Source organism: Amycolatopsis sp. CA-230715, from assembly GCF_018736145.1.
Taxonomy (GTDB): Bacteria; Actinomycetota; Actinomycetes; order Mycobacteriales; family Pseudonocardiaceae; genus Amycolatopsis.
In genome coordinates this window covers 2,851,356-2,864,721 of record NZ_CP059997.1, presented here as the reverse complement: position 1 = coordinate 2,864,721, position 13,366 = coordinate 2,851,356, and the positions used below count along the sequence as shown (strand labels likewise).

Below are 13,366 nucleotides of genomic sequence, written 5' to 3'. Positions count from 1 at the left end.
GAACTGTCGTCGATTATCCAAAGTGGACAAATGGAAAAGGCTGCGGGTAAGGGAAAAGTTCGGCTGCGCAAGAGGATAGCGTTATCGACGCGAGGGCGGCGACGACGAGGTTTCACGGGCTTGCCTTTCAGGAAGGGAGCTTCGGCAGGACGAACTCGGCGACCTTCCTCGCCTCGGCGCAGGTCCGGTCGTCCGCGACGCCGGTCGCGGTGTCGACGGCTTCGAACGCCGCCGACTCGACCTTCCCTTCGGCGCCAGGGGCTGGGCGTTCGACACGGAGGAAGCAGAACGCGGCGATCCTGGACTCGGTGGCGGGCTTGCCCGCCACGGTGACCTTCGTGCCGGTCGTCTCCGGCTTGCCGCGGTCGAAGGAGACCTTGACCCCGGAGCGGAGACAGCTGTGCTTGTCCACTGTGAACGCGCTCGGCGTCGAACCCTTTCCCAGCGCGGTGTCCGCGGCGTCACCGCTCAGCAGCTCGCACGGGTCGATCCGGCCGAGCGAGTTTTCGGGATAGGCGACGTGGGTGACGCGCTTGCCGGTCGCCGCGGTCAGCACGGCGCCCACGGCCGCGTCCGCCTTGCCACAGTTCGGTTTCGCGTCGCCCTCACCCGAGTCGAACGCGGACACCATGAGGCGCACGTGGTCGGCGAACACGACGTACCGCGTGCAGGACTGCTTGGCGTCGAAGGAACTCTGCTCGACGGTGACCCCGGCGGGGAGCTGCCCGCGGTAGTCGTACGGTTTGGCGGTCGGCTCGGTGTCCTTGGCGGGGCTGCCGACGGTGGTCGTGGTGCCGTCGGCGGTGACCTGGCAGCTGCCGAAGGAACCGTTCGTCCCGGCGGTGCCGAGCAGGCTGCAGAAGTCGACGGTGGCGAGGTCGCCGAGCGCCTCGGCCGCGGTGAGCGGACCGGCTGGCTTCGGCGGCGCGGAATTCGATGGGGTGCACGCCGAAAGGAACAGCACGACGGCGAGCAGGGCGGTGGCGGATTTCAGCGGTTTGCCTTTCTAGGCGGGAAGTTTGGGCAGCACGAACTCGGCGACCTTCTCGGCCCGCGCGCAGCTCTCGGCCGTGGCGGGTGCGTCGACCTCGTTCGCGGTGAAGACCACCGCTTCGCCGCGTCCGTTCGAGAGTCGTTCGGCGCGAAGCTTGCACGAGGATTTGTCACGGAGTTGGGAAAGCGTCTGACCCGCGACAGTGACCGTGGCCGTACCGTCGAACGTGCGGGCCGACAGGAACGTCACCTCGACCAGTGCCTTGGTACAGCTGTGCTTGCCGAGGCCGATCGGGCCCGGCGGGTACTCGTCTTCCAGCGCGGCGTCCGCTTCACGCCCGGCCAGTATCGTGCACGGATCGATCCTGGCCAGGGACTTCGCGGGGTAGTCGACGTGCTGGACGCGCTTCTCGGTCACCGCGGCCAGCGCACCCGCCACCGCCTTGTCGGCTTTGGCGCAGCGCTTTCCCGCGGTGTCGGAATCGTAGATCGAGACCGTGAGGCGCACGCTGTCGGCAAAGGCGAGATAGCGCGTGCAAGCGGGTCCGTCCTCCTTCGAGGTCTGTTCCACTCGCACACCGGGCGGCAGTGCGCCGGGGAACGGGTAGTCCGTCTCCCAAGATTCCCGTTGGGCATCGTTGGTGATGGGCCCGACCCCCACCGTGGTGGCTTGCGCGTCCGGCAAGGCCACGACGCAGGTCGAAAAGCTCCGGATGGTCTCGCGCGGCTTGGCGCCACCGGTGAGCGGGGGCAGGTCGAGCAGGCTGCAGAAGTCGACCGTGGTGAAGTCGCCCAGCGCCGCGGCCGCGGTGAGTTCCGCCGGTGGCGGTGCCGCGGCAGGCGGCGGCGGAGGTGCCGCCGAACAGCTCGTGATCATCAGAACCCCAGTCCCCAGTGATGCGGCGACGACGCGCACGCCAAGCCTCATGGCGGTCCTATCGCCGCTCGCGGCCGAAATGTCACGGCCGTTATCCGTTGGTGATCCTTATTGCTTGTCTGCGAGGAAGCTCCGCTCGACGCTGACGCCGGTGGGGAGCGCGTCGTGACAGTCGTCGGCCTTGCCCGCGGGTTCGGCGTTCCTGCCGAGGTCGACGAGGGTGGCGCTGACGTGGCGCCCCGGAAGGGACGGCTCGGCGCCGGTGGCGCCGAGCAGGCTGCGGAAGTCGATCGTCGCGAAGTCGCCAAGCGCTTCGGCCGCGGTAAGCGGGCCAGCGGAGGTGGACGGGGACACGCCGTTACCAGCAGCGCGGCGCCGATCTTCATGACCGCCTTATCGCCAAAGCGCATCGCGATGTCACCCTTCCGGCGGTGGTCAGGCGCCGTTGTCATGCGGTGGTGATCGTTCTCGTCCGCCGAACCGGTTTTTCCCGCCAGCTCGCAACCTTTTCGGTCGTCGACCCGTAGTAGGGCGCGTACAGGACGTACTGACGACTGGAGGGAACTAGATGAGACTCGTATCGTCCCGCGCACGGCTGGCCGCGATGGTCGCGATCGGTGGCCTCGCGATCGGGCTGGGCGCCCAGGCCGCGAGCGCACGGCAGGATGAGAACTGGCGTTGGGAACGGCCGCTCGACAGCGCGGTCGACCTGACTTATTCCGGCGTCGCCGCGACCGGCGCGTCCGATGTCTGGGCGGTGGGTGCCAAGAGCAAAGCCACGGGCTGGCAGGAACCAGCGCTCTCGCACTACGACGGCAAGGGGTGGACGGATGTTGCGCCCGCGCCGGTCGTCGCCAAGAGCGCGCGCTTCGACCTGGCCACGGCGAACGCACCGGATGATGTGTGGGCCGCGGGGACGACAGCGGTACCGCATTCGCCGGGGGAGCCGATAGGTGAGGGTGAGCCGGAAATCGTCCAGCACTGGGACGGTGAATCGTGGACGAACGTGGCACGGCCGGTACCGGCGCCGGGCTGGCAGTCCTTTTCCTTCAGCCTGGCCACTATCGGACGGGACTCGGTGTGGCTGGTCAGTGACGACTACCAGTATTCGACAATGGTCCATCGTTACCGGATGGAGCGCTGGGACGGTGAGAACTGGCAGAGCGTGGTGCTGCCCCCGGCGCCGAACGGTAAGGCGCCGGAACCGCTGCGGGTCGTGGCCAGCGGAGGTAAGGGGGCCGCGGTCACCGCACAGACGACCGGGGACGACGGGACGATCGTCCCGCTGTTGTACCGCTGGGACGGTCGCGTGTGGACTGTCCAGGTGATTCCGGCGCCCGCGGGCTGGTCGGCGAACCGGCTCGCGGTCGATCCGGCTGGAGCGGTGTACGTCCTGCGCAGGCCATCCGAAGAAAGTTCACTCCTGAATTCCGTGGTCCGCTGGGACGGCCGGACTTGGACGGAGCTGCCGACCACCCCGTTTTCCGAGGTCAACACGATCACCGTGGACGCGGACGGCAGGCTCTGGGCGGCTGGTCGGCGGCCCGCGGAAGGTGCGCACGGCCAGTTCGCAGTGTACGACGGCAAGGAATGGCGTCTGGAAGACCTGCCCGAGGACGGCACCTCCCGCACCAACTCGGCCGCGGTGTTCGAGCTGAAGCTCGTTCCCGGCACCAGGAAGCTGGTCGCCGCGGGCGCGTTCGGCACGGGTGCTCGCGGAAGCAATTGGGGAATGCTTCTTTCCAAGGGATGAATGATCTTCCGGTGAAATCGAAAGGTGAAAGTCCTCATGGGAAATGGGTGGTAATCGATGGAACGCATACCGGGCCGGTTGCGGCTCGTCATCGCGGCAGTGGTCAGCGGTGTGGTGCTCGGTCCGAGCGCACAGGCGGCGCACGCGGACGACGGCTGGCGGCTCGAACAGCCGCTCGCCAGTGCGGTCAACCGGATCTACAGCGACGTCGCGGCCACGGGCGGTGACAACGCCTGGGCGGTCGGCATGAAGAGCGACGCCGGGGGCATCGCGCTGGCGCACTACGACGGCAAGGCCTGGACCGATGTCGCACCGGCGCCGGTGACCGGGCCCGCGCGGCTCGACGTGGTCGCGGCCGCGGCACCCGACGACGTCTGGGCGGCGGGTTCGGCGAGCGGGGTGGCCGCGGCGGACGTCCGCGCGCACCGCGCGACGCCGTCGGGCCCCGGTGGGGCCAGCCTCGTCCAGCACTGGGACGGCAAGGCGTGGCGGGCGATCGAGCGCCCGACGCCCGCGCCGGGCTGGCAGTCCTTCGTTTCCGACATCGCCGCCTTCGGCGGGAATTCGGTGTGGTTGACCGGGTTCGACTTCCAGGAGTCCACCAGCTCGTACGAGTACCGGCTGGAGAAGTGGGACGGCAAGGCGTGGCAGAAGGTCGCGCTGCCGCCGGGGCCAGGAGGGAAGACGCCGACGCCGTGGACGATCGTGGGTTCCGGTCCCGAGGACATCACGGTCAGCGCGGAGGTGACCGAAGGAAAGAAGGCGACGCCGCTGCTGTACCACTGGGACGGTCACGTGTGGACAGTCCAGGAAGTGCCGGTGCCCTCGGATTACCCGACCGGCTGGATCGCGAACCGCATCGCCGCGGACCCGAAGGGCGGCGTGTACGCCGTGGGCAGGCAGAACAAGTGGGACCCGACCCAGGACCCCGGGTTCGTCGCGCACTGGGACGGCAAGCAGTGGGCCTCGCTGCCCGCGAGCCCGTTCACCGAGGCGAATGCGACCACAGTGGACAATGACGGCAGGCTGTGGACGGCGGGCTGGGCCGGCGGAGAGCCGCACATGCGGTTCGCCGTGTGGACCGGCGAGGAGTGGCAGAAGGAGGACCTGCCCGCCGAGGGCACCGCGCACTCCGAGCAGAGTTCGGTGCTGGCCATGACCCCGGTGCCCGGTACGAAGAAGCTGCTCGCCGCGGGCCTGTTCAGCTCGAACAACCTCAAGAACACCTGGGGAATGCTCGCCGCCAAGGGCTCATGACGGCTTTCCCGACACCGAAAGTAACTCCTATAGAGGCCGACCGATCCTGATGCCCTGAAGGTGGCTTTCGGGGACTTGAACGCCCCGAAGGTCACTTTCGGGGCACGTCGCCGCCCAACGGCGGCCATCCCTGAAGGCACCCGGAGGGGCCATTAGGGGGCGCGTCATTCTTCGGCGCGATGCGGCGCCCGCTCACCGGGGCGAGGATGGGGTGCAAAGGGTACGTCCGGCGAAGCAGGAGAGGGAGATTTCCATGAGCGGCACCAGTTTGTCCCGCCCGCGCAGCGGCCGGATGCTCGGCGGCGTGTGCGCGGGCCTCGCCAGGAGGTTCGGCACGACGCCGGGCAAGATGCGCCTGCTGTTCGTGGTCTCCTGCATCCTGCCCGGCCCGCAGTGCCTGATCTACCTCGTCCTGTGGGTGGTCATTCCGGAGGACTGAAGCTGGCGATGAACCACTCCCGGCCGAGCAACAGGCCGAACACCGGGGCGGGCAGCTTCACCAGCACCCGGAAGACCGCCGCCGAGCGCCCGCTGCCGCGCAGCACGGACTCGTGCGCGGCGAGCGCGGCCTGCTTCTGCCGCGCGTACCGCCGCAGGTCGAACCGGTGCGTGATCGCCGAGCGGGGGCTGTAGAGCAGCGAGTCGTAGCCGAACGGGATCCGGAGCAGCTTGGTCAGGCGCACCAGCCGGTCCAGGGCGTCGCGCGGCATGGTCGCTTCCAGCACGGCCGGTGTCCCGGCGAGTTCGGCGGCCCGCTTGCCGACCTCGTGCACCCGCACGTGGTCCCGGTGGCCGTAGCCGCCGTTCTCGTCGTAGGTCAGCAGCGTGGAAGCGCGTTCTTCGCGCAGCAGTGCGGCCAGCCGTCCAGCGGCCTCTTCGACGGGCACCCTGACGAAACGCGGGCGGTCCGGGGGATCCGGGTAGAGCAGCGGCCCGTGCCCGCTGTCGGCGTACCCGAGGTGCTCGACGCGCTGCACGCCGAGGATTCGCGCGCTGGCGCGGAGTTCGTCGAGCCGGGTGGGTTCGCTTTCCCCGATCACGCCGTCGGTGGCGACCGCGATCACCACGCGGTGCCCGTCGTCGGCGGCGCGGGCGAGGGTGCCGCCGGTGAGCAGGGCCTCGTCGTCGGGATGCGCGTGGAACGCGACGATGGTGCTCATGTGCGCCGCGTCCGCACGGCTTCGATGACCTCGTCGTCCCACCGGTGCGTGCGGATCAGCCGATACCGCTCGCCAGCCACCCACATGTACGCCTCCGCCTCCGTCCGGTCGCCGATCAGGTCCGCCTGCCGCAGCATCGCCACCACCGGCACGAATTCCTCGTCGTGCCAACGCTGCGCGACGCGCGCCCTGTCCAGGAACGCGCCTTCGTCCTGCATCAACCGGAACCCCCACGCCTCGACGTGTTCGCCGAGTTTCGCGTAGTCCCAAGGATCCGAGACCAGCACGGCCGCGCGCGCCTGCCCGGTCAGCGGGACGCGTTCGAGGAACAGCCGCCGGTAGTCCTTGACGATCAGGTCGCCGCGGAACCGGATCCCGCTCGGGTTCAGCTTCGTCCTGACCACGGTCACGTAAGCCTCTATTGTGGACAGTCCGAGCGCGTGCGCGACGGAGACCCGGTGGTGCCCGTCGATGATGAAGTGCAGCTCGCCGACCCGGTACACCTCGATCGGCGGAATGTGCTCGCCGCGCCGGGTCGCGAGCGCGAGCCGTTCCCACCGCTCGCGCACGCGCGCCGAGGTCGGCCGGAACCGCCGGTCGAAATCACGGCCACGGTCCACGCTGCCGACGATCGAATCGAGCCGGATCACGCGCGCCCCGATCCGGCGCTCGCTCTGGTAGCCCAGCGCGTCCACGACTTCGGTGAACGGCAGCATGATGTTGACGTCGTCGGGTTCGCCGCGCAGCCACTTCGCCAGCCGCGACAACACCTGCCGCCGCCTGGCGCGGAGGAAGTCGTGTTCGGCGTCGGCGCGCGGGAACCCGGTGTCCCTGCTGGGGCTCACGATGTCACGTCCGCGCGCTCGAACTCCATCACGTGCCGCCCGACCACGTTGCGCACCACGGTTTCCCCCATCCTCCGGTCGGGCACGTCCTCGCCATAGGGATGGATGTGCCCGTGCAGCAGCCATTTCGGGTTGAGCCGCGCGACGACCTGGTGCAGGCAGGCGAATCCGCGGTGCGGCGGATCGTCGCGATCGCCGACGCCGAGCGGGGGCGCGTGCGTCAGCAGGACGTCCACACCGCGGCCGTCACGGCGGCGACGGCGCTCCGCGCGGCGGACGAGCCCGCGTGCGCGGCGCGCCTGCTGGCGTTGCGTCCACTGGTTCGGCCCGTCGTTGTACCGCACCGAACCGCCGAGCCCCGCCACGCGCAGCCCCGCGACGTCGACCACGCGGCCGTCCGCGTTCACGCCGCCTTCCGGGCCGGGCCACGAGACCGGGAAACCGTCCTTCATGGACAGTCCGCCGTACCGGGTGAACCCGCTGAGATCCGCGTCGTGGTTGCCCGGCACGAAAACGCAGGGCGCGTCGAGCGCGGCCGCGAGGAAACCGAGGTAGGCGTACGGCAGGTCGCCGGCGCCGATGACGAGATCGGCGGAGCAGCCGCGGACCGCACCGGCCCACAACCGCTCGTCGACCTCGTCGGCGACCACCAGCGCACGCAGCATGCGCCGAGGATACGTCCGCGCGGCTACTTTCCGCCGCGCGCGAGCCCCGGGTCCTTCATGATGATCGCGGTGATCGCGACGATCCAGATGACGGCCATGGCGAGGCCCCAGAACTTCACGTTGGTCAGCAGGCGTGGCATGAGGAAACCCCCGTGTCTCGGGTGGTGGAAAAAGGACGGTGGGTGAAGACCGCGGCCTCAGAGCCAGCGGTTCTTCCTCAATATTCGGTACAGCAGCAGGCAGATCGCGAGGATCACGCCCATCACGAGCGGATAGCCGAACCGCCAGTGCAGTTCCGGCATGAAGTCGAAGTTCATCCCGTAGATGCCGGCACCCGCGGTCGGGACCGCGACGATGCCCGCCCACGCGGTGATCTTGCGCATGTCGGTGTTCTGCTGCAGCGTGATCTTCGCGAGCGTCGCGTCGACCAGTGTGGTGAGCAGTTCGTCGAAACCGGCGACGCGTTCGGAAACGGTGGTGAGGTGGTCGTCGACGTCGCGGAAGTACGAGCGCACCTCGTCCGGCACGAGCCGGGTGTAGCCCTCCGCGAGCCGCTTGAGCGGGGTCGCCAGCGGCATCACCGCGCGGCGCAGTTCGAGCACCTCGCGCTTCATGAAGTAGATCGTTTCGGCGGTGACCGAGGAGCGCGGCGCGAACACCAGCGTCTCCATCTCGTCGATGTCCTCTTCGAGGTGGTCGGTGACGTCGAGGTAGTGGTCGACCACGTGGTCGGCGATGGCGTGCAGCACGCTGGCCGGGCCGTGGCGGAGCGTGTCGGGCTCGGAGTCCAGCTCGGCGCGCAGGCGGGCGAGCCCGGAGTGGTTCCCGTGCCGGACGGTGATGATGAAGTCCTTGCCGAGGAACGCCATCAGCTCGCCGGTCTCGACGATCTCGTTGGCCGTGCTCGGCGACTCGTGCTCGACGTACCGGACGGTCTTGAGGACCATGAACAGCGTTTCGTCGTACCGCTCGAGCTTGGGCCGCTGGTGCGCGTGCACCGCGTCCTCCACGGCCAGCTCGTGCAGGCCGAACGTGTCGGCGATGCCCTGGATCTGCTCCTCGTCCGGCTCGTGCAGGCCGATCCAGACGAACCCGTCGCCCCGCTCGCGGACCTCCTTGATCGCCTCGGTGTGCGACCACCGGCCGGACTGCCGCGCGCCGTCGACGTAGATGGCGCAGTCGACGACGTAGGCCGACAGGGGCACCGGAATGGGCGGCGCGACCTGTGCTGGCTTGCCGTTTCCGCGGCCGCGAAGGCCGCCGAGGGAGGGAATCGCAGGCATGGCAACTCCTGTCGGTACACGAGAACGCGAGTCGTACGGGGTTACGACGTGCCGCGCGGGTACTGATCCGCCCGGCTGCCAGCGTCCTGGTGCGTACCGGCGCCTACCTGGAAGGCAGGAGGTCGGCCGGTGTGCTGAGGACGCTGGTGGTACTAGGGAGCGGACTATCGCCGGTACTCATATCGCGTACCTCACCTCCTTCGGCCGACGTGGTGATGCTCGCGTTGACGGACGAACACCGATCATTGAGGCTACTCCTCAACGTCTACTCGTGTCGCTCCAGGGCCAAATGGTGTTACCGGGCGCACGATTCGCGACAGGAGGAATGTTCGTGCAGTTCGGCCGGTACTACGAGGAGTTCGAGGTCGGCGCGGTGTACAAGCACTGGCCTGGCAAGACGGTCACCGAGTACGACGATCATCTGTTCTGCCTGATCACGATGAACCACCACCCCCTGCACCTGGATGCGCACTACGCGGGCGAAACCACTGACTTCGGGAAGAACGTCGTGGTCGGCAACTACGTCTATTCGCTGCTGCTGGGCATGTCGGTGCCGGACATTTCCGGCAAGGCGATCGCGAACCTCGAGGTCGAATCACTCAAACACGTGAAGCCGACGTTCCACGGTGACACGATCTACGGCGAAACCGAAGTACTGGACAAGACCCCGTCGAAGTCGAAGGACGACCGCGGCGTGGTCTACGTGGAGACTCGGGGCTACAAGCAGGACGGGCTCATCGTCTGCACGTTCCGCCGCAAGGTCATGGTGCCGAAGCGGTCCTACGGCGAGACCCGCGGCGGCGAGCAGCCTGGCCGTCCGGTACCGCACGAATAGCGAAGGGGAGCAAGTGGGGATCGGGCTCGACGAGATCAAGCAGCGCCTGACCAGGTTCGCCGAGGTGGAGGCGGCCGACTCGTCACCGCTCTACGCGCATCTGGCGGCGAAGGCGGCCGAGGACGACGAAGTGGCGGGCCTGCTGGAGGGGGCACCGGCGGGTGAGGCGCGCCCGAACCTGCTGCTCGCCGCGGCGCACCGGCTGATCCAGGCCGACCCGATCCACCCGCTGTCGCGGTACTACCCGACGCTCGGCGGGTTCGACGGCGTCGATTCGGAGACTTGGCCGCTGTTCCGGGAGTTCCTGCTGGGGCGCGCGGACAAGGCGAGGGAGATCATCGGCTCCCGGTACACGCAGACGAACGAGGTCCGCCGCGCCGCGCTGCTGTACCCGGCGGTCGCGGCCGCCGCGAAGGCCGCCGGCGGGAAGATCGCGCTGCTGGAGGCCGGCTGCAGCGCCGGGCTGCTGCTCGGGCTGGACCGCTACGGCTACCGGTACCAGTGCGACGGCGGCGAGCAGCTCGTCGCCGGACCGGCGAAGACCCCGGTCGGGCTGCACTGCGCGCTGGAGCTCGCCGAGGGCGCGGTGGCACCGAAGCTGCCGAAGAAGCTGACCATCGCGGCGAAGGCCGGGCTGGACCGGATGCCGGTGGACGCCGCCGACGAGGACGAGCTGGCCTGGCTCGAAGCGTGCGTGTGGGCGGACCAGCCGGACCGGATCCGGCTGCTGCGCACCGCGGCCGCCGCCCAGCGCAAGGACGTCCCGGAGCTGATCACCGGCGACGCCGTCGACGATCTCGCGGCCACCGCCGCCCGGTTCCCCGCGGAGCTGCCGCTCGTGGTGCTCACCAGCCACCTGTTGCCGTACCTGGAAGAGCCGCGGCGCGAGGCGTTCGTCGACGCGGTGGCCGCGCTCGCCTCGGACCGTCCACTGTGGTGGGTCAGCGAGGAGGCGTACGACGTCGGGCTGAAGTACGTGCTGCCGGGCAGGGACGATCTGGTCTTCCGCGGGGAAAGCACCCTCGGGCTCGTGCACTGGGAAGGCGGCAAGGCCGAAGCGAAGGCGCTCGCCCGCACGGCGCCGCACGGCCAGCGGATGGAATGGCTCGCGGGCTGAAACTTCTTCCGCTCCGGATGTAGTGAACGGCGGGCGTGCTTCGACATCCTGTCGACGGCGCTCGACGGGAGTGCCGAACGACGTGGAACGGGGCGGGAAGATGACGGAGACCGGGATCGAACGGGTGCGGTCGGCGGACGGTTCGGAGATCGCGTTCGCGCGGTCGGGGCGGGGACCGGCGGTGATCCTGATCGGCGGCGCGTTCAACGACCGGTCGACGACCACCGCGCTGGCCGAGGGGCTCGCCGCGGAGTTCACCACCTATCGGTACGACCGCCGCGGCCGCGGCGACAGCGAGGACCGCGCGTCGGAGGTGGCCGTCGCCCGCGAGGTCGAGGACATCGCGGCCCTGATCGAGCACGCGGGTGGCAAGGCGGCGCTGTTCGGCCACTCCTCGGGCGCCGTCCTCGCGCTGGAGGCCACCGCGGCCGGGCTCCCGGTGACCAAGGTGGCCGTCTACGAGCCGCCGTACGGGACGGTCACGGAAGAGAGCAGCGTGGCGGCGGACCGGGTGGTCGAACTCGCCGAGGCCGGTGACCGCGACGGCGCGGCTGCCGAATTCCTGCGGCTGACCGGCGCCCCGGCGGAGGTCGTCGACGGGATGCGCGGCGACGCGAACACGTGGGCCTACCTGACCGCGCAGGCGCACACCCTCCCGTACGACATCGCCGTCTGCGGGCTCGGGCAGCCCGCCGAGCGCCTGTCCGCCATCGGCGTGCCCGTCCTCGTCATCGACGGCGGCGACAGCGACGAGGCGATGCGCGCCGGGTCTCGCGCGGCTGCGGACGCGGTGCCCGGCGCGCAGTACCGCACGCTGCCCGGCGAGGACCACGGCATCCTGCGGGAGCCCGCCGCGCTCGTGCCCGTGGTCGCCGAATTCCTGGGCTGAGCGCGGTTGTGGGGTGAGCGAGCGGGGGTGAGGATGGCCGCCATGGGTATCGACGACACCTGGTTCACGCCCTTGACCCCGCTCGCGTTCCTCGAACGCAGCGCGGAAGTGTTCGGGGAGAAGGAGGCGATCGTCTACGGCGAGCGCCGGGTGACCTACCGCGAGTTCGCGGCGGAGGTCACGCGCGTGGCGAACGCGTTGCGGGCAAGCGGTGTCGAGCCGGGTGACCGGGTCGCCTACCTGCTGCCGAACATCCCCGAGATGCTCGTGGCGCATTTCGCGGTTCCGCTGGCGGGTGCGGTGCTCGTCGCGGTGAACACCCGGCTGGCGCCCGCCGAGATCAAGCACATCCTCGGCCATTCGGGCGCGAAGGTCCTGGTGGCCGACGCCGGGCTGCACGCGTCGGTGCCCGAGGACCCCGGGGTGGGCGAGGTCGTGACGGTGACCGATCCGGCCTCCGGCGCGAGCCCGGATCCCCGCGTCGGCGGCATCTCCTACGACGACCTGCTCGCGCGCGGCAGCGACGAGCCGTTGCCGTGGACCGTCGCCGACGAGCGCGGCACCATTTCGATCAACTACACCTCGGGCACCACGGGGCAGCCCAAGGGCGTCATGTACCACCACCGCGGCGCGTACCTGAACTCGCTCGCCGAGATCGTCCATTCGCGGCACACCACGGAAAGCCGCTACCTGTGGACGCTCCCGATGTTCCACTGCAACGGCTGGTGCACCACCTGGGCGGTGACCGCGATCGGCGGCACGCACGTGTGCCTGCGCGCGGTCGACGCGGCGGAGATCTGGCGCCTGCTCGAAGCCGAGCGGATCACCCACCTCAACGGCGCGCCGACCGTGCTGGTGACCATCGCGGGCCACGACGGCGCCCACCCGCTCGACCGCGAGGTCCTGGTGACCACGGCGGGCGCGCCGCCCAGCCCGACCGTCATCAAGCGCATGGAATCCCTCGGCGCGAAGCTCGTGCACGTCTACGGGCTGACCGAGACCTACGGCCCGTACACGGTGTGCGAGGCGCAGGACGGGTGGACCGCGCTCGACGTGGACGCCCGCAGCAGGCTCCAGGCCCGTCAGGGCGTCGGCATGATCGTCTCCGACGGCGTGCGCGTGGTGGACGACGAGATGAACGACGTCCCGCGTGACGGGGCCACCATGGGCGAGGTCGTGATGCGCGGCAACAACGTCATGTCGGGCTACTTCGCCGATCCCGAAGCGACCGAGAAGGCGTTCCGCGGTGGCTGGTTCCACTCGGGCGATCTCGGCGTGCGTCATCCCGACGGGTACATCGAGCTACGGGACCGGGCGAAGGACATCATCGTGTCCGGTGGCGAGAACATCTCGACGATCGAGGTCGAAGCCGCGCTCGACTCGCACCCCGCCGTGCTGGAAGTCGCCGTGGTCGGGGTGCCCGACGAGAAGTGGGGCGAGCGGCCGAAGGCGTTCGTGGTGCTGCGGCCTGGCCAGTCCGTCGAGGCGGACGAACTGCTCGACCACGTGCGCGAGCGGATCGCGCGCTACAAGGTGCCGAACGCGGTCGACTTCGTCGGCGAGCTGCCGAAGACCTCCACCGGGAAGATCCAGAAGTTCCAGCTGCGCGAACGCGAATGGGGTGACCGCACTTCGCGCGTGCAGGGCTGAGCGCTGCTTCGGTGGGATGTCGCATGCCCCGAAGGTGACCTT

At 69.5% G+C, this 13,366-nt stretch carries 14 protein-coding genes; 7 read left to right on the top strand and 7 right to left on the bottom strand.

All coding sequences use genetic code 11. The annotated features are described in order from the left end of the window. Positions 1-127 precede the first annotated feature (127 nt). From HUW46_RS13160 to HUW46_RS13150, 3 genes are all read right to left on the bottom strand, one after another. A complete protein-coding gene (locus HUW46_RS13160; RefSeq protein WP_215547541.1) occupies positions 128-964 on the bottom strand; it encodes a hypothetical protein in 837 nt (278 codons plus the stop codon). A 42-nt stretch (positions 965-1,006) separates the two neighbouring features. After that, positions 1,007-1,870 carry a hypothetical protein gene (locus HUW46_RS13155; RefSeq protein ID WP_215547540.1) on the bottom strand — a complete coding sequence of 288 codons (864 nt, stop codon included), beginning with the start codon at positions 1,868-1,870 and terminating at the stop codon, positions 1,007-1,009. Positions 1,871-1,978: 108 nt separating this feature from the next. Then, entirely contained in the window at positions 1,979-2,224 is a 246-nt protein-coding gene (locus HUW46_RS13150) for a hypothetical protein (protein ID WP_215547539.1), read from the bottom strand. Between the two features lie 214 nt (positions 2,225-2,438). On the opposite strand from HUW46_RS13150, the gene HUW46_RS13145 reads away from it, so the two are divergent. From HUW46_RS13145 to HUW46_RS13135, 3 genes are all read left to right on the top strand, one after another. Continuing rightward, positions 2,439-3,623 carry a hypothetical protein gene (locus HUW46_RS13145; protein WP_215547538.1) on the top strand — a complete coding sequence of 395 codons (1,185 nt, stop codon included), beginning with the start codon at positions 2,439-2,441 and terminating at the stop codon, positions 3,621-3,623. Between the two features lie 57 nt (positions 3,624-3,680). Then, the gene (locus tag HUW46_RS13140; protein ID WP_215547537.1) at positions 3,681-4,880 is read left to right on the top strand and encodes a hypothetical protein; all 1,200 of its coding nucleotides are present in this window, start codon (positions 3,681-3,683) and stop codon (positions 4,878-4,880) included. A gap of 253 nt (positions 4,881-5,133) precedes the next feature. Beyond that, positions 5,134-5,319 (top strand): PspC domain-containing protein, encoded by a 186-nt coding sequence (locus tag HUW46_RS13135; RefSeq protein ID WP_215547536.1) that lies wholly within the window; start codon positions 5,134-5,136, stop codon positions 5,317-5,319. On the opposite strand, the gene HUW46_RS13130 is transcribed toward HUW46_RS13135, so the two are convergent. The 4 genes from HUW46_RS13130 to corA form a co-directional block, all read right to left on the bottom strand. Next, positions 5,303-6,040, bottom strand: a complete 738-nt coding sequence (locus HUW46_RS13130) for a PIG-L deacetylase family protein (protein ID WP_215547535.1) — start codon at positions 6,038-6,040, stop codon at positions 5,303-5,305. The two genes, HUW46_RS13135 and HUW46_RS13130, sit on opposite strands and share 17 nt — an antisense overlap. Beyond that, complete coding sequence (locus tag HUW46_RS13125; RefSeq protein WP_215550546.1) at positions 6,037-6,885, bottom strand: ParB N-terminal domain-containing protein; 849 nt, start codon at positions 6,883-6,885, stop codon at positions 6,037-6,039. Before HUW46_RS13125 ends, HUW46_RS13130 begins: the two co-directional genes overlap by 4 nt. Further along, on the bottom strand, positions 6,882-7,550 hold the full coding sequence (locus tag HUW46_RS13120; RefSeq protein WP_215547534.1) for a metallophosphoesterase family protein: 669 nt from the start codon (positions 7,548-7,550) through the stop codon (positions 6,882-6,884). Before HUW46_RS13120 ends, HUW46_RS13125 begins: the two co-directional genes overlap by 4 nt. Before the next feature lie 197 nt (positions 7,551-7,747). After that, positions 7,748-8,833 (bottom strand): magnesium/cobalt transporter CorA, encoded by a 1,086-nt coding sequence (gene corA, locus HUW46_RS13115; RefSeq protein WP_215547533.1) that lies wholly within the window; start codon positions 8,831-8,833, stop codon positions 7,748-7,750. Positions 8,834-9,164: 331 nt separating this feature from the next. On the opposite strand from corA, the gene HUW46_RS13110 reads away from it, so the two are divergent. The 4 genes from HUW46_RS13110 to HUW46_RS13095 all read left to right on the top strand — a co-directional run bounded on the left by HUW46_RS13110 (position 9,165) and on the right by HUW46_RS13095 (position 13,324). Then, the gene (locus HUW46_RS13110; RefSeq protein WP_215549838.1) at positions 9,165-9,668 is read left to right on the top strand and encodes a MaoC family dehydratase; all 504 of its coding nucleotides are present in this window, start codon (positions 9,165-9,167) and stop codon (positions 9,666-9,668) included. A 19-nt stretch (positions 9,669-9,687) separates the two neighbouring features. Then, entirely contained in the window at positions 9,688-10,785 is a 1,098-nt protein-coding gene (locus HUW46_RS13105; RefSeq protein ID WP_442860973.1) for a DUF2332 domain-containing protein, read from the top strand. Between the two features lie 100 nt (positions 10,786-10,885). Beyond that, on the top strand, positions 10,886-11,674 hold the full coding sequence (locus tag HUW46_RS13100; protein WP_215547531.1) for an alpha/beta fold hydrolase: 789 nt from the start codon (positions 10,886-10,888) through the stop codon (positions 11,672-11,674). A 42-nt stretch (positions 11,675-11,716) separates the two neighbouring features. Then, positions 11,717-13,324 (top strand): acyl--CoA ligase family protein, encoded by a 1,608-nt coding sequence (locus HUW46_RS13095; RefSeq protein WP_215547530.1) that lies wholly within the window; start codon positions 11,717-11,719, stop codon positions 13,322-13,324. The last annotated feature ends 42 nt before the right edge of the window (positions 13,325-13,366 follow it).

Coding starts and splice junctions, on each gene's coding strand:
- HUW46_RS13100 (WP_215547531.1), top strand. CDS start 10,886: ATGACGGAGACCGGGATCGAACGGGTGCGGTCGGCGGACGGTTCGGAG.
- HUW46_RS13155 (WP_215547540.1), bottom strand. CDS start 1,870: ATGATCACGAGCTGTTCGGCGGCACCTCCGCCGCCGCCTGCCGCGGCA.
- HUW46_RS13140 (WP_215547537.1), top strand. CDS start 3,681: ATGGAACGCATACCGGGCCGGTTGCGGCTCGTCATCGCGGCAGTGGTC.
- HUW46_RS13145 (WP_215547538.1), top strand. CDS start 2,439: ATGAGACTCGTATCGTCCCGCGCACGGCTGGCCGCGATGGTCGCGATC.
- HUW46_RS13135 (WP_215547536.1), top strand. CDS start 5,134: ATGAGCGGCACCAGTTTGTCCCGCCCGCGCAGCGGCCGGATGCTCGGC.
- HUW46_RS13095 (WP_215547530.1), top strand. CDS start 11,717: ATGGGTATCGACGACACCTGGTTCACGCCCTTGACCCCGCTCGCGTTC.
- corA (WP_215547533.1), bottom strand. CDS start 8,833: ATGCCTGCGATTCCCTCCCTCGGCGGCCTTCGCGGCCGCGGAAACGGC.
- HUW46_RS13120 (WP_215547534.1), bottom strand. CDS start 7,550: ATGCTGCGTGCGCTGGTGGTCGCCGACGAGGTCGACGAGCGGTTGTGG.
- HUW46_RS13130 (WP_215547535.1), bottom strand. CDS start 6,040: ATGAGCACCATCGTCGCGTTCCACGCGCATCCCGACGACGAGGCCCTG.